This is a genomic window from Terribacillus saccharophilus, from assembly GCF_046592595.1.
In the GTDB taxonomy this organism is placed as follows: domain Bacteria; phylum Bacillota; class Bacilli; order Bacillales; family Amphibacillaceae; genus Terribacillus; species Terribacillus saccharophilus_C.
On record NZ_JAWVPF010000008.1, the window covers coordinates 15,262 to 40,433 of the forward strand.

A 25,172-nucleotide genomic window follows, 5' to 3' on the forward strand; every position below is an offset into this window, starting at 1 on the left:
AGGCGATTTTCTCGGGGCATTACTGTGATTTCCATGTATTCCAGAAGCGAGGACCATACCAATCATCATAATCCTCAAGCTTGGAAGTACGTGCATCCAATGTGGAAAGGTTGCTTACTTTCTCAAATGGAAGCTCGTCATAAATCGTCTTGTTCAGCTCAGCGAGGATTTCTTGCTGAGCGGCTTCATCTTCCGCTTCACCCCACTGTGCGATAAGCTCCTGCCAGCTATCGCTGTTATACCAGCCGCTGCTGTTGGAATCCTGGCTTACTACACCAGCTTGGTTAGGTGAGAAGAATGGAGACCAGCCGACTACGACCATATCCCAGTTAGCGCCATCGCTCCATTTTTCCAGGTAAGTTGCCCATTCGTAGGACTCCAGCTCGACGTTGAAGCCAACTGCCTCAAGCTGCTGTTCTGCGATTTCGGCAATTTTCTTATACTCGGCATGGTCATTCGAGAAAATGATCTTCACTGGCTGCCCATCATAGGAACTCTCTTCCAGCAGTTTTTTAGCTTCATCCTGATCAAACGCGTCGAAGTTATCGATGTTTTGATCTGAATAAAGAGCTGTCTGATCTGGTGTGAATAAGGCTCCATCCAGATTATAGAACTCGCTGCTGCCGTACGTTGCTTTTGCGATTGCTTCTTTATCCAGTGCAGCATGCAGGGCTTCCCTGACCTTGATGTCATCGAAAGGTGCTTCTGACTTATCCGGTGTAATGACGGAATAGCCATTGCTGGAAATAGCTGGTTCGACATTTGGAGTCGTATCGACAACATCATACAAATCAAGCGGAATGGACTGTACGTAATCATAAAGATCTGTCTTCAAACCGTTCAGCATAACTTGAGGATCTTTTACGATTTTAAAGTGAATCGTATCCAGGTATGCGGTTTTCTTACCCGTCAAACCGCCCCAGTCTTCTTCACGTGATTGATAGTCTTCGAATTTAGCTAGGACGATTTCATTCCCGCGCTTCCAGGAATCAAATTTGAATGGTCCTGTACCGATCAGCTGCTCGTTTGTCAGCGGCTGTTCACCTGCAGCTTCCGCAATGTCAGCTGGAATGATGACTGCTGATGCTTTTGGTGCGGACATATCAGTCAGCAAAGCGGTATACGGATCGCTGAGCGTAATGACCAATGTCAGATCATCTGTTGCTTGGACTGAGTCAACATGCGTTGCAGTGATCTTACCGACAGAAGAGACCTTCAGCCAGCGGTCGATTGATGCTTTTGCGTCCTCGGCTGTTACGTCTTGCCCGTTATGGAATTTCAGTCCGTCACGGAGCGTGATCGTATAGGTTTTCTTATCATCACTGACGGTATAATCATCAGCAAGCAAAGGGCGTACTTGATAATCATGATCTAGTGCAAACAAGCCTTCGTATATATGCCAGCCAATTTTTCTGGCAGCACTTTCTCCGGAATACATCCAGTCAAGCGTATCAGGATCGGCAGTCATCGCAACGTTCAAGTCGCCGCCTTCCACAGGTTCTCCGCCGCTTGCGCCTGAACTGCTGCTGCTGGAATTGCTGGAGCACCCGAATAGGGCGATGGTGGCCATCAGGCCGAATAATATAAGTGCAAATTTCTTAATCAATCTTCTTCCTCCTTAGCTTCCCAATAACGAGAATACGATTTTCGTGAATGCTTTTTCCGTGATGAGCAAAGCACGCTCATCGATGTCAAACTTGGGGTGGTGATGTGGATAATGGGTGTCTGTATCCTCATTGCGGGACCCAACTTTAAAGAAGCTTCCTGGTTTATCCTGTAAGTAATAAGCGAAATCCTCTGCTCCCATTCCGGTATCAAGCGGAATGACCTGTTCTTCACCGAATTCTTCAGCAAATAGACGCTGCAGAAGCGCAGTTTCTTCTGGGTGGTTATAAAGAGCAGGGTAACCGTGCAGATAATCAATCGAGTAGGTTGCGCCGAATCCAGTTGCGATTCCGTCTACAATAGACTCTATTTGTTTTCTTACCTGCTGACGGATGTCGGAATTAAATGTTCGCACTGTTCCTTCCAATTTTGCAGTATCCGGAATAACGTTGAATGCTTGGCCAGATTGGAACACACCGAGTGTCACGACTGCGGATTCCAGCGGGTTGACTCTGCGGCTGACGATCTTTTGAAGGGCGCTGACAATATCACTTCCGATGACAATCGGATCGACAGCCTCATGAGGGGCTGCACCGTGACCGCCTTTTCCCTGGATGGTGATCGCAAATTTATCTACCGCAGCCATCTTGAACCCTTCGCCAACACCGATCTTTCCGATAGGGGCAGCTGAATTAAGGTGGGCACCGTAGACATAATCCACACCATCAAGTGCACCATCTTCAATCATCGCTTTTGCACCGCCTGGAGGAACTTCCTCTGCTGGCTGGAACAAAAAGACCACTTTACCTTTCAGATTATCCTTATGTTTGATCAATGCTTTGGCAGTTCCGAGCAGAGCAGCAGTATGACCGTCATGACCGCAAGCATGCATCACGCCAGGTGTCTTGGATCGATAGGCTGTGTCTTTTTCATCTTCTATCGGCAGGGCATCGAAATCGGCTCGCAGCGCAATTGTCGGTCCGGCAGTTTTACCTGTAAGTGCAGCGACGATGCCAAAGCCGCCGATGTTTGTCTGGATATCTTCGTAGCCGAAGCTGCGCAGCTTATCAGCGATGAAACGGGCTGTTTCTGTTTCCTTGAAACTCAATTCTGGATGCTGATGCAAATAACGTCTCCACTCAACGACTTCTGTAAAATTGTCTTCTAACTCCGTATGTACTTCCGCAAGCGTCTGCTTGATCTGTTCCATTTTCCAACCTCCTGTAACAATCTTGATATTTCCAATGAAATTAATCGGGATTAAGTCTAAAAAAAGACCCTCTTCCAGACAGAAGAGGGTCTTTTACAGACTTTCCGCTCTTCTTATCTTCAGTGTTAAACACCTGGAATTAGCACAGTACTGCGGTTTGCAGCCTGTTGCTTTGGTTTCGTTGGGCCATTCCCTCCACCAATCTCGATAAGAAATATCAGTTGTAAGGAAAAGGATAGACCGAAAAGTTCTGGCTGTCAATCCTATTTTTTGTCACTATTTTTCCTGATCAGCATAACTGCGCTAAAAATTCCATCAAAAAAAAATTCATTTGGCAGAAAATTTTAAATAATGCTTGACTGTTCATTCTTATGTGATAACATAGCTTTAATATAAAAAATTATATAGAACTTTTCTTATCAAGAGAGACGGAGGGACTTGGCCCAGTGATGTCTCAGCAACCAGTCTGAGAAGACACGGTGCTAAATCCAAAAGGTATCCGCCTTAAAGATAAGAAGCTGATTCGGTCTTGACTGAACCTTCTTCCTTTTTGGGGAGAAGGTTCTTTTTTTGTTGAAGAGAAGGGTGAGAAGCAGTATGGGAAATAGTTTAGAAACAGCATTTGTGCAGCTTGGCAATCGCAGTGATGGAGCAACAGGAGCAGTCAACCCTCCAGTTTATCTGTCCACTGCTTATGCACACAGCGGAATCGGCGAGTCTACCGGGTACGATTATTCAAGAACAAAAAATCCTACTCGGTCTGTGTTGGAAGAAGGTTTTGCAGAGCTGGAAAAAGGCGACCGGGCATTTGCGTGCAGCTCAGGCATGGCGGCAATCCAACTCGTATTGTCACTTTTCCGTTCGGGCGATTCCCTGCTAGTGCCGGAGGATATTTATGGAGGCACCTATCGGCTGTTTGATTTCTATTCAGACGCCTATGACGTCTCGCCAATTTATGCGCCATTTCATTCCGTCGAAGAGACTGCGCTATTGATAACGGACGATACAAAAGCAATTTTCCTTGAAACACCGACAAACCCACTCATGCAGGAAATTGATATTGCTGCTTATGCGCAGCTGGCAAAAGCACACAACTTACTGTTAATTGTGGATAATACGTTTCTGACACCGTATTACCAGCAGCCGCTAACAGAAGGAGCAGATATCGTCATCCATAGTGCGACGAAATATATAGGCGGCCACAATGACGTATTAGCCGGACTTGTTGTGAGTAAAGGTAATGCATTATCCGATCGGTTAGCGTTATTGCAAAACGGTACAGGAGCTGTCTTATCTCCGCTTGATTCCTGGCTGCTCATACGCGGTTTGAAGACGCTGCCGCTTCGAATGCGGCAGCATCAAGTAAATGCACAGCGTATCGCGGGCTATCTGGCTGAAGAGCCGAAGGTGAAAGATGTCCTGTATACAGGCAAAGGCGGCATGCTATCCTTCCGGGTCCAGAAAAGCAGCTGGATCGATACATTCCTTCGCAGCCTGAACGTCATCACCTTTGCCGAAAGTCTTGGCGGAGTGGAAAGCTTTATCACATATCCTACAACACAGACACATGCGGATATCCCTTTAGAGGAACGGGAAGCCAGAGGAATTTGCGATTGTTTGCTCCGTTTCTCGGTCGGGATTGAAGAAGCGGAGGATTTGATTCATGATTTACAGCAAGCATTCGCCAAACTGGATTAGGAGGTCAACATATGGGAGAACAACAAGCGGAAACAACGTGTATACGGGGATCATACAAAGAGCAGAGAACAGGTGCGGTTAACGTCCCGATCTACCTATCGTCAACCTTCCACCAGGAGAGCTTTGATGATTTCGGTCCATTCGATTATAGTCGTACCGGTAATCCGACACGAAAAGCACTGGAGCAAAAGGCTGCTGAACTAGAGTCCGGGAGAGACGCATTAGCTTTTTCATCTGGCATGGCAGCAATTTCCTCTGCATTCATGCTGCTGTCAGCGGGGGATCATGTGATAGTGACAGAGGATGTGTACGGCGGAACGTATCGTTTCGTAACAGAAATCCTTCCAAAATTCCAGATCAGTCATTCCTTTGTTGACCTAACCGATTTGGATGCTGTAGAAGCAGCTGTACGACCAAACACTAAGGTCATTTACTTGGAGACACCGTCCAATCCGTGTTTGAAGGTGACTGACATTCGGGCCGTGGTCCAGATAGCAAAGCAACATGATTGTTTAACTTTCTTGGACAACACATTTTTGACGCCGCTGTATCAGCAGCCATTGGCACTAGGTATAGATGTGGTCATCCACAGTGCTACCAAGTTTCTGTCAGGGCACAGTGATATTATCGCTGGGCTGCTGATTACAAAGGATACAGAACTGGGAGAACGACTGGCTTTTATCCAGAATACGTTTGGTGCCATTCTAGGTGCCCAGGACAGCTATCTGCTGCTACAAGGGATAAAGACGTTAGGTACAAGATTGCGTCAGTCATCGGAAACGGCGGAGAGGATAGCTTTGTTCCTGCTTGATCATCCGTTAGTGGAAGATGTCTTCTACCCTGGCTTGCCTACGCATAATGGACATGACATACATACCGGGCAGGCCATTGGAAATGGAGCAGTACTATCGTTCGCCTTGCCGAGCAGGGAACACGCAAAGATCTTTGTGGAACAGCTACGCATCCCGATCTTTGCTGTCAGTCTCGGCGCGGTAGAATCCATTCTTTCGTACCCGGCAACGATGTCACATGCTGCCATGCCGGAAGCAGAGCGTAAGAAACGAGGTATATCAGATGGACTCTTGCGGTTATCTGTTGGCCTGGAGCATGTGGAGGATCTCATTGGAGATCTGCAGCAAGCCTTAAAGGCTGCTGAAAGAGTAATAGAAAAAGTAAAAAACTAAAATGGGAGAGATGAACATGACAACGAAAACAAAAACGGCACCATTCAGAGCAGATCACGTAGGGAGCTTGCTTCGTCCAGATGTACTGCACAAAGCAAGACAGCAATTTAAAGAAGGCCTGATCAGCAAACAAGATCTTCGTGATATCGAAACGTCAGAGATCAAAAGAATTGTAGACAAGCAAATTGAAGTCGGCTTGGAGCTTGTGACAGACGGAGAATTCCGGAGAAGATTCTGGCATACAGACTTTTTGGAGCATCTTAACGGCATCACAGGTTATGTTCCGGATACCGGCTATTTGTTTAAAGGGGAAGAGACAGAACGGTATAATATAAAAAATACTGGCAAGGTTTCGTTCAATCCTGATCACCCATTTATCGAGGATTATAAAGTATTCCAGGATATCGTCGCTGGCAGGGCAGTAGCTAAACAGACAATTCCGAGTCCGAATCAGCTCTTCCATACAGATATTCGTGATCATTCGATTTATCCAGATATCGAGGATTTTGCAGCTGATGTCATCCAAGCATATAAAGATGCAATTCAAGCTTTCTATGATGCTGGAGTGCGTTATTTGCAGTTGGATGATGTCTACATTGCAACCCTGTCTTCGCCTGATACGAAATTCGATGGAGAGCATTCCCGGGAATTCCTGATTGACTTGGCTCGCCGCGTAATCAATGGTGTATTGGAAGGGAAACCAGAAGATCTTACGGTGACGACGCATCTTTGTCGAGGAAACTACCGTTCTACTTATATGTTCGGAGGAAGCTATGACCTTATTGCCCAGGACTTGTTGGCAAAGGAGAAAGTCGATGGTTTCTTCCTCGAGTATGATGATGAACGTTCCGGAACATTCGAACCTCTTAAATATATTCCGAATGATGGTCCAAGAGTCGTATTGGGCGTAGTCACATCCAAATTTGGGGAATTGGAAGATAAGGATGCTGTTATCAGCCGTATAGAGGAGGCATCCAAATATATTTCTCTTGATCAGATCTGTTTAAGTCCGCAATGCGGCTTTGCCTCCACTCATCATGGCAATAAACTGACAGAGGAAGAACAATGGGAAAAACTGCGCTTCATCGTTGATGTTGCAAAGACAGTTTGGCCACAAGCGTAAGAAAAAGCCGTCCATTTTGACGGCTTTTTTACTGGCCATTAAGATCCTCATAGTTAAGTAAGTACTCTGGGAATTGGTAAGTAATTGGGAGTATTTAATCCTAGTAGGAAAGTAGGCTTTTGAGAAAGCGGTTGCTTCCCCGATCTCCCGTTCGTTAGAATTAAATTGTTAATATTATTTGAACTTTGTAAATAAGAAGGTGACAGCGTGCGGAAATGGGTTTTCTGGGACGACGGTGATCATTCGCCTGCCTTTAATATGGCTGCGGATGAAATGCTCATGCAATGGCACCGTGAAGGACGGATCGCCCCTGTGTTGCGTTTTTACGGCTGGAAGCCTGGCGGTTTCTCCGTGGGGTATTTCCAGAAGACAAAGAAACGATTCAACTTAGAAGAAATTAAAAAGCGAGGGTTTGAATTGGTGCGCCGTCCAACTGGAGGTCAGGCAGTACTGCACCATCAAGAACTGACGTACAGCATTATCGTATCGGAAGATCATCCAGGAGTACCATCAACTATCAAAGAAGCGTACAAAGTTTTATCACAAGGGCTGCTGATTGGTTTTGATAACTTGGGCATCCAAGCGGAGTTCGCCTTACCAGCTGACTCCAAACCGAAGGGTACAGCCAATTGCTTTGAGGAAGCTTCCTGGTATGAGATCAATGTGGACGGAAAGAAGGCAGCTGGCAGTGCGCAGACGAGGCAAAAAGGTGTCATCCTACAGCACGGGTCGATTCCTATCTGGCTGAAGCAAGAAGATCTGCTGGAATTGTTCGTCTACCCAAGTGACCGTGTCAAAGAGCGTGCTTACAAGAGCTTTAGGAACAAAGCTGTAAGTTTGCAAGAATTTATCTCTGAACAGACCACTATGGAAGAAATAAGAGATGCCTTTTATGATGGTTTCCAAAGAGGACTAGGTGTAACATTCGAAAAACTTGAACTGGAAGAAGAACAACTACAAACAATCAAAGAACTTGCCAAAGAGAAATACCAAAATCATGAATTCTTATATGCACGTTAAGGAGGAACGAAAATGGTGAAGAAAACGATGGCGCAACGCAGGGAAGGTATGCTTCGAAAGCCTGAGTGGCTGAAGATTGATTTCAACACGAATGAAGATTATATGGATTTAAAGAAAATGATGCGGGAAATGAATTTACATACAGTATGTGAAGAGGCGAAATGCCCAAATATTTATGAGTGCTGGTCGGTACGGAAAACGGCAACATTCATGATTTTGGGTTCTATATGTACAAGAGGCTGCCGCTTCTGTGCGGTAACTTCTGGCAAGCCGACAGAACTGGACTGGGCAGAACCAGAGCGTGTCGCTGATTCTGTTGCTAAAATGGGACTGCGGCATGCGGTTGTCACAGCTGTTGCAAGAGATGATCTGGAAGATGGAGGTTCAGCAGTATTTGCGGAAACAGTCCGTGCCATCCATCGCAGGATGCCGAATACAACAGTAGAGGTACTGCCATCCGACATGAAAGGAACGTACGAGAGCATCAAGACACTGATGGATGCCAAGCCGGATATCTTCAACCATAATATCGAAACAGTACGACGCTTGACACCTTCTGTCCGACATCGTGCTACATATGACCGGTCACTGGAATTACTTGACCGTGTCAAAACAATATCTCCGGAAACACCGACAAAATCAAGCATCATGCTAGGTTTAGGAGAGACGAAGGAAGAGATTGTGCAAGCCATGGACGATTTGCTGGAACATCGTGTTGATATTATGACAATCGGCCAATACTTGCAGCCATCATTCAAGCACCTGAAAGTACAGAAGTATTACCACCCAGACGAATTCGCCGAGCTGAAAGAAATAGCCTTACAAAAGGGCTTCCGTCACTGCGAATCAGGCCCGATGGTCCGCTCCTCCTATCATGCGGATGAACAAGTGAATCCAGAAGCAAGACAGCGCCAGTTTGGCGGTTGTCACTAAAATAGTAGAGGGCATGCAAATATGCATGGCCTTTTTTATTAAAAGTTAAAATTTTATCAAGACAACATGGCAAGCGAAGGGCTAGAATGAATGTATTCGATATTCAATTCTATAAACTGTAAGAAGGTGCCTCATATGAAACAAAATCAAACCGCCATTTTATTAGTTATATCCATCATCGCCATTTCTTTCGCGGCCATCTTCGTCAAATGGTCTGATGCACCGGCTACTATCCTCAGTATGAACCGAATGTATTTAGCGTGTCTGTTGCTGGTTCCGATTGTATGGATAAAAAGAAAAGAGTTTAAAAAGATTGGAAGAAGAGAAGCGCTGGCCTTCGTATTATCAGGTGCTTGTCTTGCAGCACATTTCGCTCTCTGGTTCAGTTCCTTGAAACTGACGACTGTGGCAAGCTCGACGATCATTCTTTCACTTCAGCCGATTGTCGCGATGATAGGGGGATTCTTGATTTATAGAGAGAGGGCGTCAAAAGCTGTAATCTTGACTATCGGTATTTCTATCATTGGAGTTGTCATGGTAGGGTGGGGAGATTTCGGTTTGCAAACGCCATCCGTTTTGATCGGTGACCTCTTATCCTTACTATGTGTAATTGCTGTTGTTGGCTATTTATTGATCGGGCAGAAAAATGTAAAAAAAGTATCACATTGGATATACAGTTTCTGTGTCTTCCTTTCAGCAGCTGTATGGCTTAATATTTACAATTTAGTGACTGGGGTTCCTGTTCGCGGATATGATTTTGGTGAGTGGAAGATATTCTTGCTGTTAGCTATCTTCCCAACAGTAGCGCATGTCATATTCAATATGCTCTTGAATTATGTGAATTCGACAACGATTTCGATGAGTGTATTGGGAGAACCAGTAGGTGCTACACTCCTTGCAGTCTGGTTATTAGGGGAGAAGCTAAGCACGCTGCAAATTGTTGGAGGGGCTATTGCGTTGATAGGGGTTCTTCTGTTTTTGGTTCGGCAGAATAGTGAGTATCGAGTGGTGGAGGAAAGTAAACAGGAAGTACGTTAACAGTTAATAGAGAGGAAGCACTCATAAGTAGGGGACTGCTTCCTCTTTATTTGTCTTGGTTAATAAGTAGACACTAAAGAGAAAGTTTCATATTTAAGTTTCATAGGGGATTTACTAGATTATAAATTGACAAATATATCTAGTTGATGTTTAAATAACATTAGATATTGAGTCATCTGATGACTGGATGATTAGATGTCAAAAAAAGGAAAGGTGGTTAAAACCAATATTGAGAATGACAGTATAGTATGTGACATGTTTTACCTCCTCACAAAGAAAATCTTTCTGATTGAAGTAATTTAGAAGGAACTATGTACATTTTCTCCTGACCTCTTAGATGAATTTGACATACGCACTTTTCATCTTAACTTCCTGGATCAGTACAGCATCGCTAAGCGAAGGTAGCAGTACTTTATAATTTCCGGCTTCTAAAAGAACGTTACTCCTGTCCATATTCCCAACACCCTAGATGATTTTACTATATCAGTTAATTAGAAAGAATGAATGATACTTAAAAATGATAGCGCTTGCACTGACGGGCTGTTTTTCAATTGCTTACGATATTTGAAAGGAGAAAATTCATGGAGATTACTACGAAGAAGTATCAAATGTTCATAGATGGTGAATTTGTAGACTCTAGTTCCCAGGAAACACTAAACGTTGTGAATCCTGCTACTGAGGAAATTATTTCAGAGATCCCTAGAGGAACTGTTGCAGATGTAAGAGCAGCAATTGACTCAGCTAAGCGTGCACAGAAAAAGTGGAAGAAAATACCCGCCTTTGAAAGAGGCAATTACTTACTGGAAATTTCTAAAGAGATACGTAACAACGAAGAAATCTTAGCACAAACAATATCAGAGGAAATGGGAAAAACGCTGGCTCTAGCTAAAACAGAGGTAAACTTTACAGCCGATTACATCGATTATATGGCTGGGTGGGCAAGACGCTATGAAGGAGAAATAGTCCAAAGTGATCGACCAAATGAACAGATATTTGTTCATAAAGAGCCTATTGGAGTCATTGCTGGTATCTTACCTTGGAATTTTCCTTTTTTCCTCGTTGCTCGTAAAGCAGCGCCTGCTTTAGTCACGGGGAATACAATTGTCTTGAAGCCAAGTGATTTATCCCCTAATAATGCTTTGGAGTTTGCAAAGATTATTGAAAAAGTGGGTCTGCCTAAAGGTGTCATCAATATCGTGACAGGCAGCGGACGAACAGTTGGTCAAGAAATGGCGAAAAATGAAGATATAGGCATGGTTAGTTTGACAGGAAGTTATAATGCTGGAGCTGCCGTGATGCGTGCTGCGGCAGATAATATTACAAAAGTATCACTGGAATTGGGAGGAAAAGCGCCAGCTATTGTTATGGATGATGCTGATCTGGATCTGGCGGTGCGTTCCGTCATCGATTCTCGCATCATTAATACTGGACAGGTATGTAACTGTACGGAACGTGTATATGTTCATGAAGATATTGCCGAAGCGTTTATCTCAAAGGTAACAAAAGCAATGGCAGAAGTAAGCTACGGTGACCCATTAGTTGATGGGGATATTGATATGGGACCTCTTATTAGCAATGATGCGCTTGAATCTGTAGATCGAATGGTACAAGAAGCAGTAGCTGACGGTGCCAAGATTTTGACAGGCGGTAAACGTGCTGCCCGAGATAAAGGGTATTTCTATGAACCAACTGTTCTCGTAAATGTAAATAATGAGATGAACATTATGCAGCAAGAAATTTTCGGTCCTGTTCTTCCTATTGCGACATTCAAGGATTTAGACGATGCTTTAAGACAGGCAAACGATTGTGAATTTGGCTTGACGTCTTCTATCTACACTCAAAATCTTGATGTAACGATGCGTGCAAGCAAGGAATTAGAGTTTGGAGAGACATATGTCAATCGCGAAAACTTTGAAGCAATACAAGGATTCCATGCAGGATGGAAAAAATCGGGTATTGGCGGTGCGGATGGAAAACACGGACTAGATGAGTACCTGCAAACACATGTTGTGTATCTGCAGTATAACCAAGAGAAGAAATAATCTTGTCGTTAAAAACAAGCTGGAATTTTCTACATCATATGACGGGAAGTATAAGAGGCCAATATACACATAGCTATGTGAAGCAACAAAAAGGAATCAACCAGTCTATTAAAAATAAAATGGAGGTCTTTGAAATGGCTTATCGTTTTATCTTGAATGAAACTAGTTACCATGGTGCTGGAGCTATTAACGAAATCGTTGGTGAAGTGCAAAATCGCGGATTCCAAAAAGCATTGATTGTTACGGACGCTGATTTAGTTAAGTTCGGTGTAGTTAAAAAGGTAACTGATTTACTAGATGACGCTAACCTGCCATATGACATCTTTGACCAAGTGAAAGCCAATCCGACTGTTGCTATCGTTAAAGCTGGTGTCGAGGCCTTTAAAAACGCGGGTGCCGACTATATTATCGCTATTGGGGGAGGTTCTCCTCAAGATACTGGTAAAGGTATCGGTATTATCATCAATAACCCGGAATTTGCTGATGTAGTTTCCTTGGAAGGCACTGCTCCAACCAAAAACAAAGCAGTTCCGATGATTGCTGTTGCTACAACAGCTGGAACAGCTGCTGAAACTACCATCAACTACGTTATTACGGATGAGGAGAAACGCCGGAAATTCGTTTGTGTCGACCCGCACGATATTCCAATCGTTGCAGTCGTTGATCCTATCATGATGTCCTCCATGCCGCATGGATTATCTGCTGCCACTGGGATGGATGCATTGACACATGCCATTGAAGGATATACGACACAAGCTGCTTGGGAGCTTGCTGATACGTTAAACTTAAAGGCTATCGAATTGATTTCCCGTTCGCTTCGGGATGCTGTCAATAATGATCCTAAGGGTCGCGAAGACATGGCTCTTGGACAATATATGACAGGTATGGCTTTCTCTAACGTAGGTCTTGGCGTGGTGCACGGCATGGCTCATCCATTAGGCGCATTCTATAATACGCCTCACGGCATAGCCAATGCTGTACTGCTGCCATATGTTTTGGAATTCAACAAAGATTACACTGGTGAAAAGTTCAAGGAAATCGCTCGTGCAATGGGGGTTGAAGGAGTTGATGATATGATGCAAGACGAATATCGTCATGCTGCTATTGAAGCTGTCCGTCAATTATCCATTGACCTTAATATTCCTCAAACATTGGACGAGATTGGTGTGAAAGAGGAAGATCTCGATGCGTTGGCAGAAGCTGCTATGGCTGATGTGTGTACCGGAGGTAATCCACGTCCATGTACAAAAGAGTCGATTCTTGAAGTTTATAAAACTGCCTTCTCACTTCCTGTAAAAAATAAATAAGTTCTGGATGAAGAAAAGGTATACGTAAACACGAACGTTTACGTATACCTTTTTTATATGTGGATTGATTATTATTTATCAACTTCAGATTAGCAATTGCTCTTTATAAAAAGCATAATGTGTACGTTTAAGTATTCTTATTGAAAAATAGCAAAAATAATAACAGAATAAATTAATTAGGATATAACACATGTGTACCATCAAAGAACATCCAGAAGGGACTTTCACCCTTTTGCGTCAACGTTGTTGTGACGGTTATTTGTCCAGCACCAAATACGAAGTGGATATCTCCCTGGTTCCCTTGACCGTCCTCATCATAATGAAGTGTAGCTTGATTATCAGTGATCGTAATTGTTCCCTCCGCAGATGCCATGCGGATTGCATTTGGTGGTTGATCTGACGTAACCATCACATGGGCTGTATTTTCATCAATTGCTTCAAAGTTAATGTAAGGGGATCCATCATTATTACCTGTGCTCCAGAAACCATTATAGTCGGATACATTCGTTGAAGTTTCCTCTGATACTGGCTCAGCAGTTTCTGTAGATTCAGCGGCTTCCTCCGGTTCCACTGGAGTATCTTCTACAGATGTTTCGGTTTCATTAGATACTTCTTCAACTGGCTCTTCCTCTGTTTCTTGATCTTCTGCAACAGTTGAATCACTTGAAGCAGCATCAGCATCAGTAGGCTCTTGTTCAGCAGTACTTTGTGTAAGCCTGCCGTTAACAGAGTTGACGCCTATCTCCCAATTGGTGCTGTTAGTGAAAACATAAATCTTGTCTCCTTCTGCATCATATTCCGATATATTTTCAAAGTCATCTTCATATGTTGCTTCCAGAAGTGCTGCTGCTTCATCAGAAGTCAATTTAAGATTCTCTGTGGGTTGTTCGGATGACCAATCATCTAATTTTAACGCGTTCTTGTCATTAACTAGTTTTATCGTGTAGACATATGCATTATTGTCCATATCATTTCCAGCCGCTATTGCCGTCACAATATAGTTCTCATTTTCTTTTGTAATTTCTACCCGTGAATCGAAAGCAAGGTTTGGTTCTAGGTTTGCATCGCATTCACAATATGTAGCTTCGGCTAATTCTGGCATTTTATTTTCTAAGAAACTTTCAGTTGCCACAGGTTGGATAATTTCTTTCAATTTATCGATATCATAATCGCCCTTTACAAAACCGTATTCCTTTTGTCCCTTTTGGAGTGCAGCATAAACTTGCTCAACGCTCTTCTCTGCTGCTGTTTTAACTTCATCATCATTGAATTCTTTTACTTTTTCTTCTTTTGCAACTGGTGTTTCTGCTGCAGCTTCCTTTTTTTCAGGGCTAATAATTTCAGTGTAGGTGTAATAACCTCCTGCACTAAGTACTGCAGCTGCTATTATTACAGTCAATATTTTAGTGAACATGCTACATTTTTCCCTCTCTATATTTGTTTTGGTTCATAATACCTATTATAAAGGGAAATATTTAATTAAAGTAAATAATTTCCCTTTTTTAATTAAAATTAGTAGATAATGATTGCCTCTATAGATATCTTTACGGAACGATTACTAAACAGAAGATATAGAGGTGAAAAAATGACTATTTTTAACTTGAAAATAGAATAACAATATTGGCTTTCCAACGAGGTAGAAGATCTATGCTCTCATGGAGAAATACATTTGGAAGTGGGTAGTACTGTCATTACACAAACCGGAATTGGAGAAGAGTGGGGAATCAGTGAATCAGCATTAGCTTTGTTACGGACACTAGATTCGGACTATGTATGTTTTCCAAAGTGTGAGGAAGGGTTGATTCTCCATGGTTGTGGAGCGCTGCTAATGTCTGGGTGTCCAATCTCTATCCACTGGTCGGTTCAGCACAAAGGGGACGAGGTATTTCTGTCAGATTTCGTTAAATTTACAAGCACTAGCCTGATAGAAGGAAAGGTCTTGTGTACCAAGATATAAGTGAATCCGTTAAGACTACTTTGTATAAACAAAAGATCTTGCAGTTTGCAAAACAAGCAAAAAAAGCATTATTCGAGAGTTCGCAGATGAAAAAGCCAGACGAGGAGTTCGACAAAGAAATGTATGAAGACTTTTGGGAAGAATATGATTATCTGCTACAAAAACATAAAGCAGACTGAATTGTTATACTCCAACCTTGCGTGTTATACCCTGATGATATGTACAATACCCCTATCAAACTTTTCCGACAACGGAAGAGAAATAGGAGGAGTCAACATGGCGAAAACAGGAACGGATTTAGTAAAACGTGGTATGGCGGAAATGCAAAAGGGCGGCGTCATCATGGATGTCATTAATGCAGAGCAGGCAAAGATTGCTGAAGAGGCTGGTGCAGTAGCTGTTATGGCACTTGAGCGTGTGCCTTCTGATATTCGTGCTGCTGGCGGCGTTGCGCGAATGGCGGATCCGACAATTACAGAAGAGGTATTGAATGCTGTGTCTATTCCGGTCATGGCTAAGGCCCGAATCGGACATATTGTGGAAGCACGTGTGCTGGAAGCGATGGGCGTCGATTACATAGATGAAAGTGAAGTGCTAACCCCGGCAGATGAAGAGTTTCACTTGAACAAGCGGGAATTCACGGTACCGTTCGTATGCGGAAGCCGCGATCTTGGTGAAGCTGCCCGCCGTATCGGGGAAGGTGCTTCCATGCTTCGTACAAAAGGTGAGCCTGGAACGGGTAATATCGTCGAGGCTGTACGTCATATGCGTAAAGTGCAATCACAGGTACGCAAGCTAATCTCTATGGATTTGGCTGAAGTGATGACATTTGCCAAAGATCTTGGTGCACCATATGACGTGCTGCTTCAAATTCGTGAAGCTGGCAAGCTTCCGGTTGTAAACTTTGCTGCTGGCGGTGTGGCGACTCCCGCAGATGCAGCACTGATGATGCAGCTTGGAGCAGACGGCGTCTTTGTAGGTTCTGGTATCTTCAAGTCCGATAACCCAGCGAAATTTGCGAAAGCCATCGTGGAAGCAACAACACATTATCAGGATTATAAGCTGATTGCCGAGCTTTCCAAAGGACTGGGCACACCGATGAAAGGAATCGACATCGCAAGCCTATCTCCAGAAAACAGAATGCAAGAACGCGGCTGGTAAGGAAAGGAGATCTGCTCAATGAAAATTGGTGTGTTGGCACTTCAAGGTGCAGTGCAGGAGCATGCGCGGACAGTAGAAGCCGTCGGAGCGGAAGCTATTCTCGTCAAGCGAGCGGAACAGCTGGCAGAATTGGACGGTTTGATTTTGCCAGGCGGTGAGAGTACTGCCATGCGCAGGCTTATCGATCGGTATGATTTCCTGGAGCCGTTAAGAGCTTTTGGCGCAGCTGGAAAACCAATCTTCGGTACTTGTGCAGGAATGATTCTGCTGGCAAAAAGAATTAACAACCAGGAGACGAGTCATCTTGGTTTGATGGATGTGACAGTGGAACGAAATGCTTTCGGCCGTCAGGTAGACAGCTTTGAAACAGAGCTTGAAATCAAAGGTGTGGCACAAGATTTCCCTGCGGTATTCATCCGTGCGCCTTATATTATCGAGGCAGGACCAGGTGTTGAAGTGCTGAGTCAAGATACAGGACGTATTGTAGCAGCAAGAGATGGACACTATTTGGCGACTGCTTTTCATCCTGAGCTTACTGCAGATACTCGGTTGATGGGGTACTTCTTGGAGATGGTAAAAGAAGCGGCTGTAAAAGTATAAAATAGCATTTTTCAAAAAGAAGATCATTTTGTGATCTTCTTTTTGTTGTGTGGATCATTTCCCTTCCAATTCGTATCCCTTGCAATCTATTCTGCTGTGTATTATATTTTTCCTCGTTGAATATTTGATACGTCAACTAATTGGATGCAATGAGGTGGATCATCTCAACATTGCAAAGGAGACCTTAAGATGGAAAACTATCAGGACCTTTTAATGAGTCAGCGTACTTTCTTCAGAAGCGGACAAACGAAAGATGTACAGTTTCGTATAGATACATTAAATAAATTGAAAAATTTAATTCAGACGCATGAACAGAGCATCCTGGACGCAGTGAAGCAGGATTTGAATAAATCTGAAATGGAAGCTAAACGGGCAGAGGTAGGGCTGGTTTTAGCTGAAATCAACTTTACTATAGAGAATTTGGAATCATGGGTTGAAACAAAAGAAGTCCCTACAGCTGTCTCCCATGAAGGAGCGAAAAGCTTCATCAAGCCAGAGCCTTATGGCTCAGCACTCGTAATCGCACCATGGAACTATCCATTCCAGCTGGCGGTTTCTCCATTGGTAGGAGCAATTGCTGCTGGAAACACTGCTGTATTGAAACCGTCTGAATTGACGCCGAAAACATCAGCTATACTTTCAACTATATTTAATGAAAACTTCCCAGAAGCATATCTGCGTGTAGTGGAAGGGGAAGTGGAAACAAGCACAGCACTGCTCAAAGAAGACTTTGATTACATTTTCTTCACCGGCAGCACGGGAGTCGGTAAAATTGTAGCAGAAGCTGCAGCTAAGCATTTGACTCCTATGACATTGGAGCTTGGCGGTAAAAGCCCGACAATTGTTCATAAGGATGCAAATTTGGATGAAGCAGCACAGCGAATTGCTCGCGGCAAATTCGCAAATGCAGGCCAAACATGTGTAGCACCAGATTACCTTCTTGTTCATAGCAGTGTGAAAGAAACACTGTTGGAAAAACTGAAGGATGTAATAACTGCAGCATACGGCGATAACATCGTCCAAAACCCGAACTTCGGACATGTGGTCAGCGAAAGACATTTTGATCGACTAGCAGGATTCCTGAACAATGGAACAGTTGCGGCAGGCGGACAATCCGACCGTTCCCAACTTATTATTGAGCCCACAATTCTTGATTCTATTTCGTGGGATGATCCAATTATGCAGGATGAAATCTTTGGACCAATCCTACCGGTTATCACATATGATGATCCGGCTGACATCATCGATCGAATTGTGAGACGACCTAAACCACTGGCACTTTATCTGTTCTCGGAAGATAAAGACTTCCATGAAGAGATTTTAAACACTATCTCATTTGGCGGTGGTGCAATCAACGACACAATCAGCCATATGACTTCCCACTACCTACCATTTGGAGGAGTTGGGGCAAGCGGTATGGGAGCATACCATGGTAAAGCAAGCTTTGAGACTTTTTCCCATTATAAGAGCATCTTGAAGCGATGATGTATATATAAGAAAGAGGAGTCAGTCTGGGGACTGACTCCTCTTTTTTTGACTAATAAGTATGTGATAAATGAGTTACTTTAACCATTAGGTTTAGTCTTTTGCTAATGCCGTATAAAGGTGCACTTAAAGTATCGGTGCTTATTCATTGTTACAGTGTAAATAATTGTATTATTATGAAATCATTCCAAGATAAAGGGAGGGTATCATGAAGAATTATATATGCCAAACTTGTGGAGTTCAGTATACAGAGTCTATGGATTATCCGGTAAATTGCACTATATGTGAAGAAGAAAGACAATATGTTAGCATGGAAGGGCAAAGGTGGACAACTTTAAATGAATTAATTAATAGTGGTATTTATATTAATGTTATAAAAGATGAAGCTGCAGGAATTTCCAGTATTAAGACTGAACCAAGTCTAGGAATAGGTCAAAGTGCTTTCATAGTCCAAGATGGATACTTTAATTTACTATGGGATTGTATTACATACTTAGATAAACAAACAATCAATCAAATTAATACTATTGGAGGACTAAATGCTATAGCTCTATCTCATCCCCATTATTATTCAAGTCAAGTTGAATGGGCGGAAGAATTCAACTGCCCAATTTATATACATGAAGATGATAGAAAATGGGTAACGAGAAAAAGCGAGCGTATTAAATTTTGGTCAGGCGAATCTCTTGAATTATCAGATGGTATTACACTTCATAGAATAGGCGGACATTACAAAGGAGCAGCAATATTAGAATGGAGGAAGGGCAGCAACAATAATGGAGTTTTATTAACAGGTGACATTATTCGAATAGTCGCAGATCGAAACTGGGTTAGTTTGATGTATAGTTATCCCAACCTTATCCCTCTTCCAACTACAACTGTTGAAAGGATTCAACGGAAACTCGAAGGATTACAGTTCTCTAGTATGTATGACGCTTTCAACCGCGTAATACATGAAGATGCTAAACATAAAGTCGAATTATCCATAAACAGATATTTAGCTGCGTTAAATGGAACGCTTTTTGATACATAAAACAAATAATTCTCACATGAACACTACAACAATGGAATGTTTTGTACTATCAGGGGCTAGAGCATAACGAAGCCAAAAAAAGAAGACGATTCCATAAGGTGGTGGAATCGTCTTCTTTTTTTGGCCTAATCAATTTTTGGTGATGCAATTAACTGAATCTAAATAAGTTAAAAGTTACCCTTCTAGGAATTGCTTTTTCAACCGTGAATCAAAAGGTAGGCGAAGAAGAGCTTGCTGGCTGCATTGCCTGCATAATATCACATAAAATCATGACGCCTTCCCGTAATAGCTTTTCATTTGCATAGGAGTAGCTAAGGCGGAATGTACTATGTTCATTTTCGATGGCAAAGCAAGCTGAGCCTGTCAGAAAGGAGACGTTGCGCTTGTTCGCTTCATATAAAAGGACATTGCTGTCCAGCCAAGCGGGCAGCTGGATCCAGACATTCAAGCCGCCTTTTGGAATATGCCAGGTAACGCCAGTTGGTGCCTGCTCTGACAGTACTGCCAGCACGGTATCCCGCCGGCTCTTCAGTGCAGCTCGCAGTCGTTTCAAATGCTGTTCCATCTTGGTAGAATCCACTAATGGAAGGATTACCTTTTGCGGCAAAAGCGGGCTGCCTAGGTCCATATTCGCTTTTGCTGCATACAGGCGTTTGAAAATCGACCCTGAAGCTGCAATAAGGCCGATCCGGCATCCAGGTGCAATCGTTTTGCTTAAGCCCTTTAAATAAATCACATGTCCTGTTTTGTCCATACTTTTGATTGGCAGCGGTGGCTTGCGGTCAAAATAGATATCGCTGAAAGGATCATCCTCCATGATCAAACAATGATGGCTTTCGGCGATATCGAGCAGCACTTTACGACGCTGCAGCGGCATGATAGTGCCGGTCGGATTATGGAATGTCGGCGTTGTATAAATTAGTTTTGGTTTATGTTTTTCACATAAGCTATGCAGCATATCCACGCGCATGCCATTTTCATCAACCGGAACTGTAAGGATTGTTGCGCCGCGGCTGCGGAAAACATCAATGGCACCTGGATAGGTCGGTGCCTCCATGATGACAACATCACCAGGCCCGATAAATGTACGGGCGACAAGGTCGATACCTTGCTGGGATCCGCTTGTGATCAGCAAATTTTCTGGCGTGGTTATGATTTTGGATTTCTCCATGTTTTGAACCATTTTTTCACGTAGTGCCAAATCTCCTTGTATGCCGCCATACTGCGAAAGAATACGAGGATTTTGCATGAATACTTGTGCAATCAACTGATCCATGTATTGATTCGGAAATAAAGCTGGATCGATCATGGAGGAGGAAAAATGGTAACTTGCATCCGAATCCTGAAAACGTGCATATTGGGAACGGTGCAAATAATCGGGTATGCTCAGCTGCCAGTCAAAATCCTGTCCAGTTTTACTTGGTTCTGATTGCTGCTGTGTTTTTACATACGTGCCTTTTCCCTTGCTTAATTCCAGAAATCCATCTTCTTCAAGCTGTTTATACGCCTTCATAACCGTGACGAGACTAACCTCAAGATCTTTAGACAGCTGTCTTACAGTTGGCAGCTTTGTTCCGCCTGATAATAAACCAGAACGGATTTTATCTACGAAAGAAACATATATCTGTTTGGAAAGCGGAATAGCTTCATTTTTATTGATTGTAATCATCTAGATTGCCCCTATGTGTTATAGCTTGTTATAGTGTGCTGTTAGTATAACATGTTTCTTGTAACTAGGTGCTAGATGAACGAGGGAGCAGGTGGATGACATGACAGAAAAGCATTATTTAGCCGCTAATAAAAGACTCAAGCAAGGTGATTATGGGAGCAATCCGTTGTGGATTCTTGCTGAACAAATAGATGAAAATGAGCTGAGAAAAGTCTATTTTAGACAGATGCATGAGTGGAAGGGACAGAAATACTGGCTTATATATAAGACAAAAGATGATTGTCTTGGTATAACGATAGAACGTCAAAAGGAACTTGTCATACCGCATGTTACCAATAAATTTGTGTATGAATTGGAATGTGCTGACGAAAGGCTTTCTTATGAAGCTCTTTTCCGCTTTGTAGAAGAGCAACTGGGTTATGGAGAGAACGTAGAGCTATATACTTGCTTGGATGGGGAAGAAGATGCTGACCGCCTTACAGTGTGTGATACTGTGATTCATTTGACTGCTGGTCTATACATTTCCGGAGGAGCGTCTTTTCCGATAAGCAGAGAAAATCAGATAGCTGATCTGGCTCGGAAATTCAGATGGTGTGATCGGCAGTATGTTGTGATACAACGTTGATAGAGAATTACATTTTATTTAGAATTACGTTCATTGTATCTACATTTAATAAATGTGCAGATAATGCTTCTATGGCCTGGATTCATCTGTTCCATCTGCTTTAAAAGATTTCTGTAATATACTAATAAAGAGAAAGAGCATCAGCCTTTCTCTTTTTCGGCATTCACTTCTTTAGAGCTGAACTAGGAAGGGAATCTATGATCATTGCCGCGACGGACTGAGGAGACTCTTGCAAGTCATTCTTGAACCACTGGATGATGATACTGAACATGCCGCCTGCTATGAATAATACCTCTGCGTGGTTCAGCTTTTTACTGAAGACGGTATCTGCTTGCGAAAGGCGACTGATTGCATGTATGAAATAATCAAGAATTACCCCATGCGTATTAGCGTTTATCTGACGCTGAAGGGAAGTCGGATTGGCAGCTATTCCAGCAGTAATGTCTGCAATGACATCCTGTATATTATCTGTTGTGTTTATGTTAGAGAGCTGCTCTATAGCACGCTTGATACTTACTTCTACAGATGCATTCATCACATCATAAATTGTGTGATAGTACTTGTAAAACGTAACCCGGGCAACTCCCGCTTTCTTACAAATCTCCGTTATCGTGATATCTTCAAGATCGTTTTCTTCCAGTAATTGATTCAAAGCTTCCATGATATATTGCTGCGAGTATAAGCTATCCTGTCTGGATTTCCTCAAAAACTAACACTTCCCTTCGTTCTGTTCGTTTTATGCTCAAATTATCACATAATTATTGAAAGATATTGATACGTTAGTATACTTACAAATGTAAATACAAACGTTAGTGTTAATGATGAAGCAAGTTTATCCGAATGTGTAAGCAGAGTCAAACGTGCTTTGAACACAGCATCCTTACTACTAACATGTTTGTATGCAGCAGAAGACACTGGAGGAGATTACAATAGCAAAACTTCTATATAGGTTAGGGAAATGGGCAGTAAACTATAAAAAAAGCGTTGTATTCGGAGCTTTGGCACTTCTTATCGCCTTAGCTATCGTAACAGTTAGCTTGGGAACGGCATTTAATGAGGATTTGAGTATTCCGAATACACCCGCGGAAGAAGCCAATGATTTGCTGAAGGATGCATTCCCTGATTCGGCAGCGGGAGCACAAGTACAGGTTGTATTCAAGGCCTCGGATGGTGAGACACTCGATTCCGAGGAATCCAATAAAGTTATTACAGATATGCTGAACAGTATTCAAGAAGATGATTCGGACGTTGTCTCCGTAGCAACACCAGTTCAGCTTCAGAATTTGAATGAAGATAGAACGGTCGGTTACGGTACTGTTATTTTCAAGGATGAGGCAGCAGAAGTAACGCAAGAGTCGATCGATAATGTGACGGAGAAAGTCGAAGAGACTCGCGAAGCGGGAATCCAGACAGAATTGACTGGGGACGTAGAATTCTCCGGTATGCATTTAGGTGCAGGCGAGATTGTTGGGATCATTGTTGCCTTCCTTGTGTTGGCAGTGACGTTTACTAGTTTCCTAGCAGCAGGTATGCCAATTCTATCAGCATTGATTGGATTGGGAATAAGCTTGCTGACAATCGTGATCGGTTCCAACTTCTTTGAAATGCAGAATGTCTCGCTGACGTTGGCAGCGATGCTCGGTATTGCGGTAGGAATAGATTACGCTTTATTCATCATGACTCGATTCAGACAGCAGCTGGATGAGGGTAATTCTGTCAAAGAGTCAGTGGCGATTGCTATAGGTACTTCCGGCAGTGCCGTTGTATTCGCAGGATTGACAGTTATTATCGGTCTGTTGGGCCTTGCTGTAACAGGAATTCCATTCTTGACTGTAATGGGAGTAGCGGCTTCCATCAGTATCTTTTTGTCTGTAGTAGTATCGATTACGGTACTGCCTGCAATCCTTGGCATGCTTGGTCACCGAATTGCTCCTTCTAAAGGAAATCGATTCCTGAAGAAAATCACGCGGACGACAGAAAGCAGGCCTGGCAGCAATAAGTGGGGTAAATTTGTTACGAGACGGCCATTGCTTGTTACATTCCTTGCTGTAGCAATCCTTTTGGTTATTGCTATCCCATTCACTCATATGAATCTAGGTTTGCCAGACGATGGAACTGCAAAACAAGAAGATACTACAGAACGCAAAGCGTATGATATATTGGCGGATGCATATGGCGAAGGCTTCCATTCTACCTTAATCGTAGCAGCCAAAATTGATGCAGACGAAAATGCGGAGGAAGTGCAGCAGGATTTACAAGCTGTCAGCCAGGATATCAGTGAATTGGATGATGTAAAAACCGTTACTCCAGCGATGCCGAATGAAGCTGGTGATGTTTTTATCATCAGTGTGACACCGGAAACTGGACCTAATGATCAGGAAACAAAAGATATTGTAAATGAAATCAGAGACTTGTCCAATGAAGATATGGAATTGCTCGTTACAGGTACTGCTTCCGTCAACATTGATATAGCGCAGAAACTGAATGATGCATTGCCAATCTTCGCATTACTGATCGTAGGTCTTGCATATGTACTGCTTGTATTGGTATTCAGATCGATCCTACTGCCGCTTAAAGCAGTTTTAGGTTTCCTGCTTTCTATTGGAGCAACATTAGGATTTGTTACATTTGTTGTGCAGGACGGGAACATGATCAATTTGTTTGGCTTCCCAGGAGAAAGTCCAATACTCGCATTTCTTCCAATTATTGCTATCGGCATCCTATTTGGTTTGGCGATGGACTATGAAGTATTCCTCGTAAGCCGGATGCGGGAGGTATACTCCCAAACTCGTGATCCGAAGGAAGCCATACTAGCTGGTATGCGCGATAGCGGTAAAGTTGTCGTGGCAGCAGGTTTGATTATGATGTCAGTATTCGTCGGCTTCATGGTAACTCCTGATGCGATGATCAAATCAATCGGCATGGCGCTGACATTTGGTGTTCTGTTCGATGCCTTCGTTGTTCGGATGACAATTGTGCCAGCTGTTATGTCCTTGATGGGCAATGCGGCATGGTATATGCCGAAATGGCTCGATAAAATTTTGCCGAACATTGACATAGAAGGAGAAGCACTCCTTCACGAGAAAGAAAAAGAAAGAAAATCAAGCTAGTATAAAGGGAGAGGCGTTCTCATGTAGAACGTCTCTTTTCTTATAATGGACACTGTTCTTAATATGTATGGAGAAAATCCTGTTAAAATGAAGTAGGGCAGGGAAGAAACTACGCCCAATCTGTGCAGCAAGTAGAAAGGAACGCTAATATGCAGTCACTGACACATGAAAATATAACACAGCTTAAAGTATTGAAAACAGAACTTACAAGATTTACAGCCGTGTACAAATTCGGTCTGGATGAAGTGAATACGAAAATCAATAAAATCATGCAAGGAATACTGCAGCAGCTAATAGATAAACCAAAGCTATTAAACTAAACACAAGGATAAGAAATAGGACCGTTCATGCAAGGTTTTGAACGGTCCTATT

21 protein-coding genes, 1 pseudogene and 2 riboswitches are annotated in these 25,172 nt (G+C 43.0%); of the genes and pseudogenes, 17 read left to right on the forward strand and 5 right to left on the reverse strand.

All coding sequences use genetic code 11. The features are described 5' to 3' along the window. Positions 1 to 19 precede the first annotated feature (19 nt). Both SFC25_RS14055 and SFC25_RS14060 read right to left on the reverse strand, forming a co-directional pair. Positions 20 to 1,606, reverse strand: coding sequence for an ABC transporter substrate-binding protein (locus SFC25_RS14055; protein WP_411215888.1), 1,587 nt, complete (start codon positions 1,604 to 1,606; stop codon positions 20 to 22). 12 nt (positions 1,607 to 1,618) lie between these two features. Then, on the reverse strand, positions 1,619 to 2,815 hold the full coding sequence (locus tag SFC25_RS14060) for a M20 metallopeptidase family protein (protein WP_411215889.1): 1,197 nt from the start codon (positions 2,813 to 2,815) through the stop codon (positions 1,619 to 1,621). 110 nt (positions 2,816 to 2,925) lie between these two features. Then, a riboswitch (SAM riboswitch) is annotated at positions 2,926 to 3,029 on the reverse strand. A 199-nt stretch (positions 3,030 to 3,228) separates the two neighbouring features. Beyond that, positions 3,229 to 3,332: riboswitch (SAM riboswitch) on the forward strand. Positions 3,333 to 3,412: 80 nt separating this feature from the next. Between SFC25_RS14060 and SFC25_RS14065 the strand changes: the two genes are divergently transcribed. The 8 genes from SFC25_RS14065 to fucO all read left to right on the forward strand — a co-directional run bounded on the left by SFC25_RS14065 (position 3,413) and on the right by fucO (position 13,160). Then, the gene (locus SFC25_RS14065; RefSeq protein WP_411215890.1) at positions 3,413 to 4,513 is read left to right on the forward strand and encodes a methionine biosynthesis PLP-dependent protein; all 1,101 of its coding nucleotides are present in this window, start codon (positions 3,413 to 3,415) and stop codon (positions 4,511 to 4,513) included. 11 nt (positions 4,514 to 4,524) lie between these two features. Then, the gene (locus SFC25_RS14070) at positions 4,525 to 5,697 is read left to right on the forward strand and encodes an aminotransferase class I/II-fold pyridoxal phosphate-dependent enzyme (RefSeq protein ID WP_411215891.1); all 1,173 of its coding nucleotides are present in this window, start codon (positions 4,525 to 4,527) and stop codon (positions 5,695 to 5,697) included. Positions 5,698 to 5,713: 16 nt separating this feature from the next. Continuing rightward, positions 5,714 to 6,820 carry a 5-methyltetrahydropteroyltriglutamate--homocysteine S-methyltransferase gene (locus SFC25_RS14075; protein ID WP_411215892.1) on the forward strand — a complete coding sequence of 369 codons (1,107 nt, stop codon included), beginning with the start codon at positions 5,714 to 5,716 and terminating at the stop codon, positions 6,818 to 6,820. Between the two features lie 258 nt (positions 6,821 to 7,078). Continuing rightward, positions 7,079 to 7,840: a lipoate--protein ligase family protein gene (locus SFC25_RS14080; RefSeq protein ID WP_411216098.1), complete on the forward strand. Its 762-nt coding sequence runs from the start codon at positions 7,079 to 7,081 to the stop codon at positions 7,838 to 7,840. Positions 7,841 to 7,852: 12 nt separating this feature from the next. After that, positions 7,853 to 8,773, forward strand: coding sequence for a lipoyl synthase (gene lipA, locus SFC25_RS14085; RefSeq protein ID WP_411215893.1), 921 nt, complete (start codon positions 7,853 to 7,855; stop codon positions 8,771 to 8,773). Positions 8,774 to 8,908: 135 nt separating this feature from the next. Beyond that, positions 8,909 to 9,811 (forward strand): DMT family transporter, encoded by a 903-nt coding sequence (locus SFC25_RS14090; RefSeq protein ID WP_411215894.1) that lies wholly within the window; start codon positions 8,909 to 8,911, stop codon positions 9,809 to 9,811. Between the two features lie 581 nt (positions 9,812 to 10,392). Beyond that, positions 10,393 to 11,853, forward strand: coding sequence for an aldehyde dehydrogenase (gene aldA, locus SFC25_RS14095; protein ID WP_411215895.1), 1,461 nt, complete (start codon positions 10,393 to 10,395; stop codon positions 11,851 to 11,853). A 134-nt stretch (positions 11,854 to 11,987) separates the two neighbouring features. Continuing rightward, entirely contained in the window at positions 11,988 to 13,160 is a 1,173-nt protein-coding gene (fucO, locus tag SFC25_RS14100; RefSeq protein WP_411215896.1) for a lactaldehyde reductase, read from the forward strand. A 172-nt stretch (positions 13,161 to 13,332) separates the two neighbouring features. On the opposite strand, the gene SFC25_RS14105 is transcribed toward fucO, so the two are convergent. Further along, on the reverse strand, positions 13,333 to 14,574 hold the full coding sequence (locus tag SFC25_RS14105; RefSeq protein ID WP_411215897.1) for a hypothetical protein: 1,242 nt from the start codon (positions 14,572 to 14,574) through the stop codon (positions 13,333 to 13,335). Between the two features lie 249 nt (positions 14,575 to 14,823). Between SFC25_RS14105 and SFC25_RS14110 the strand changes: the two are divergent. The 6 genes and pseudogenes from SFC25_RS14110 to SFC25_RS14135 all read left to right on the forward strand — a co-directional run. Continuing rightward, positions 14,824 to 15,079 (forward strand): annotated as a pseudogene (locus tag SFC25_RS14110) (hypothetical protein); the annotation flags it as partial. A 22-nt stretch (positions 15,080 to 15,101) separates the two neighbouring features. Next, positions 15,102 to 15,296 (forward strand): DNA polymerase IV, encoded by a 195-nt coding sequence (locus SFC25_RS14115; RefSeq protein ID WP_411215898.1) that lies wholly within the window; start codon positions 15,102 to 15,104, stop codon positions 15,294 to 15,296. 97 nt (positions 15,297 to 15,393) lie between these two features. Continuing rightward, complete coding sequence (gene pdxS / locus SFC25_RS14120) at positions 15,394 to 16,278, forward strand: pyridoxal 5'-phosphate synthase lyase subunit PdxS (protein WP_411215899.1); 885 nt, start codon at positions 15,394 to 15,396, stop codon at positions 16,276 to 16,278. A gap of 18 nt (positions 16,279 to 16,296) precedes the next feature. Next, positions 16,297 to 16,878 carry a pyridoxal 5'-phosphate synthase glutaminase subunit PdxT gene (pdxT, locus tag SFC25_RS14125; RefSeq protein ID WP_411215900.1) on the forward strand — a complete coding sequence of 194 codons (582 nt, stop codon included), beginning with the start codon at positions 16,297 to 16,299 and terminating at the stop codon, positions 16,876 to 16,878. A gap of 189 nt (positions 16,879 to 17,067) precedes the next feature. Continuing rightward, entirely contained in the window at positions 17,068 to 18,363 is a 1,296-nt protein-coding gene (locus tag SFC25_RS14130; protein ID WP_411215901.1) for an aldehyde dehydrogenase, read from the forward strand. A 208-nt stretch (positions 18,364 to 18,571) separates the two neighbouring features. After that, complete coding sequence (locus SFC25_RS14135; protein ID WP_411215902.1) at positions 18,572 to 19,396, forward strand: MBL fold metallo-hydrolase; 825 nt, start codon at positions 18,572 to 18,574, stop codon at positions 19,394 to 19,396. Between the two features lie 208 nt (positions 19,397 to 19,604). Here SFC25_RS14135 and pdxR read toward each other — a convergent pair whose 3' ends face one another. Continuing rightward, entirely contained in the window at positions 19,605 to 21,065 is a 1,461-nt protein-coding gene (gene pdxR / locus SFC25_RS14140) for a MocR-like pyridoxine biosynthesis transcription factor PdxR (RefSeq protein ID WP_411215903.1), read from the reverse strand. A 100-nt stretch (positions 21,066 to 21,165) separates the two neighbouring features. Between pdxR and SFC25_RS14145 the strand changes: the two genes are divergently transcribed. Beyond that, positions 21,166 to 21,690, forward strand: a complete 525-nt coding sequence (locus SFC25_RS14145; protein ID WP_411215904.1) for a hypothetical protein — start codon at positions 21,166 to 21,168, stop codon at positions 21,688 to 21,690. 163 nt (positions 21,691 to 21,853) lie between these two features. On the opposite strand, the gene SFC25_RS14150 is transcribed toward SFC25_RS14145, so the two are convergent. Continuing rightward, entirely contained in the window at positions 21,854 to 22,396 is a 543-nt protein-coding gene (locus tag SFC25_RS14150) for a TetR/AcrR family transcriptional regulator (protein WP_411215905.1), read from the reverse strand. Between the two features lie 223 nt (positions 22,397 to 22,619). Here SFC25_RS14150 and SFC25_RS14155 point away from each other — a divergent pair, with 223 nt between their 5' ends. Next, positions 22,620 to 24,800 carry an MMPL family transporter gene (locus SFC25_RS14155; protein WP_411216099.1) on the forward strand — a complete coding sequence of 727 codons (2,181 nt, stop codon included), beginning with the start codon at positions 22,620 to 22,622 and terminating at the stop codon, positions 24,798 to 24,800. 149 nt (positions 24,801 to 24,949) lie between these two features. Beyond that, positions 24,950 to 25,120: a hypothetical protein gene (locus SFC25_RS14160; RefSeq protein ID WP_411215906.1), complete on the forward strand. Its 171-nt coding sequence runs from the start codon at positions 24,950 to 24,952 to the stop codon at positions 25,118 to 25,120. Positions 25,121 to 25,172: the final 52 nt, after the last annotated feature.

What these genes read in the sequence shown, in the direction of transcription:
- SFC25_RS14060 (WP_411215889.1), bottom strand. Translation starts at nt 2,815, where the DNA reads ATGGAACAGATCAAGCAGACGCTTGCGGAAGTACATACGGAGTTAGAA.
- SFC25_RS14065 (WP_411215890.1), top strand. Translation starts at nt 3,413, where the DNA reads ATGGGAAATAGTTTAGAAACAGCATTTGTGCAGCTTGGCAATCGCAGT.
- SFC25_RS14070 (WP_411215891.1), top strand. Translation starts at nt 4,525, where the DNA reads ATGGGAGAACAACAAGCGGAAACAACGTGTATACGGGGATCATACAAA.
- SFC25_RS14075 (WP_411215892.1), top strand. Translation starts at nt 5,714, where the DNA reads ATGACAACGAAAACAAAAACGGCACCATTCAGAGCAGATCACGTAGGG.
- SFC25_RS14080 (WP_411216098.1), top strand. Translation starts at nt 7,079, where the DNA reads ATGGCTGCGGATGAAATGCTCATGCAATGGCACCGTGAAGGACGGATC.
- lipA (WP_411215893.1), top strand. Translation starts at nt 7,853, where the DNA reads ATGGTGAAGAAAACGATGGCGCAACGCAGGGAAGGTATGCTTCGAAAG.
- SFC25_RS14090 (WP_411215894.1), top strand. Translation starts at nt 8,909, where the DNA reads ATGAAACAAAATCAAACCGCCATTTTATTAGTTATATCCATCATCGCC.
- aldA (WP_411215895.1), top strand. Translation starts at nt 10,393, where the DNA reads ATGGAGATTACTACGAAGAAGTATCAAATGTTCATAGATGGTGAATTT.
- fucO (WP_411215896.1), top strand. Translation starts at nt 11,988, where the DNA reads ATGGCTTATCGTTTTATCTTGAATGAAACTAGTTACCATGGTGCTGGA.
- SFC25_RS14105 (WP_411215897.1), bottom strand. Translation starts at nt 14,574, where the DNA reads ATGTTCACTAAAATATTGACTGTAATAATAGCAGCTGCAGTACTTAGT.
- pdxS (WP_411215899.1), top strand. Translation starts at nt 15,394, where the DNA reads ATGGCGAAAACAGGAACGGATTTAGTAAAACGTGGTATGGCGGAAATG.
- pdxT (WP_411215900.1), top strand. Translation starts at nt 16,297, where the DNA reads ATGAAAATTGGTGTGTTGGCACTTCAAGGTGCAGTGCAGGAGCATGCG.
- SFC25_RS14130 (WP_411215901.1), top strand. Translation starts at nt 17,068, where the DNA reads ATGGAAAACTATCAGGACCTTTTAATGAGTCAGCGTACTTTCTTCAGA.
- SFC25_RS14135 (WP_411215902.1), top strand. Translation starts at nt 18,572, where the DNA reads ATGAAGAATTATATATGCCAAACTTGTGGAGTTCAGTATACAGAGTCT.
- pdxR (WP_411215903.1), bottom strand. Translation starts at nt 21,065, where the DNA reads ATGATTACAATCAATAAAAATGAAGCTATTCCGCTTTCCAAACAGATA.
- SFC25_RS14145 (WP_411215904.1), top strand. Translation starts at nt 21,166, where the DNA reads ATGACAGAAAAGCATTATTTAGCCGCTAATAAAAGACTCAAGCAAGGT.
- SFC25_RS14160 (WP_411215906.1), top strand. Translation starts at nt 24,950, where the DNA reads ATGCAGTCACTGACACATGAAAATATAACACAGCTTAAAGTATTGAAA.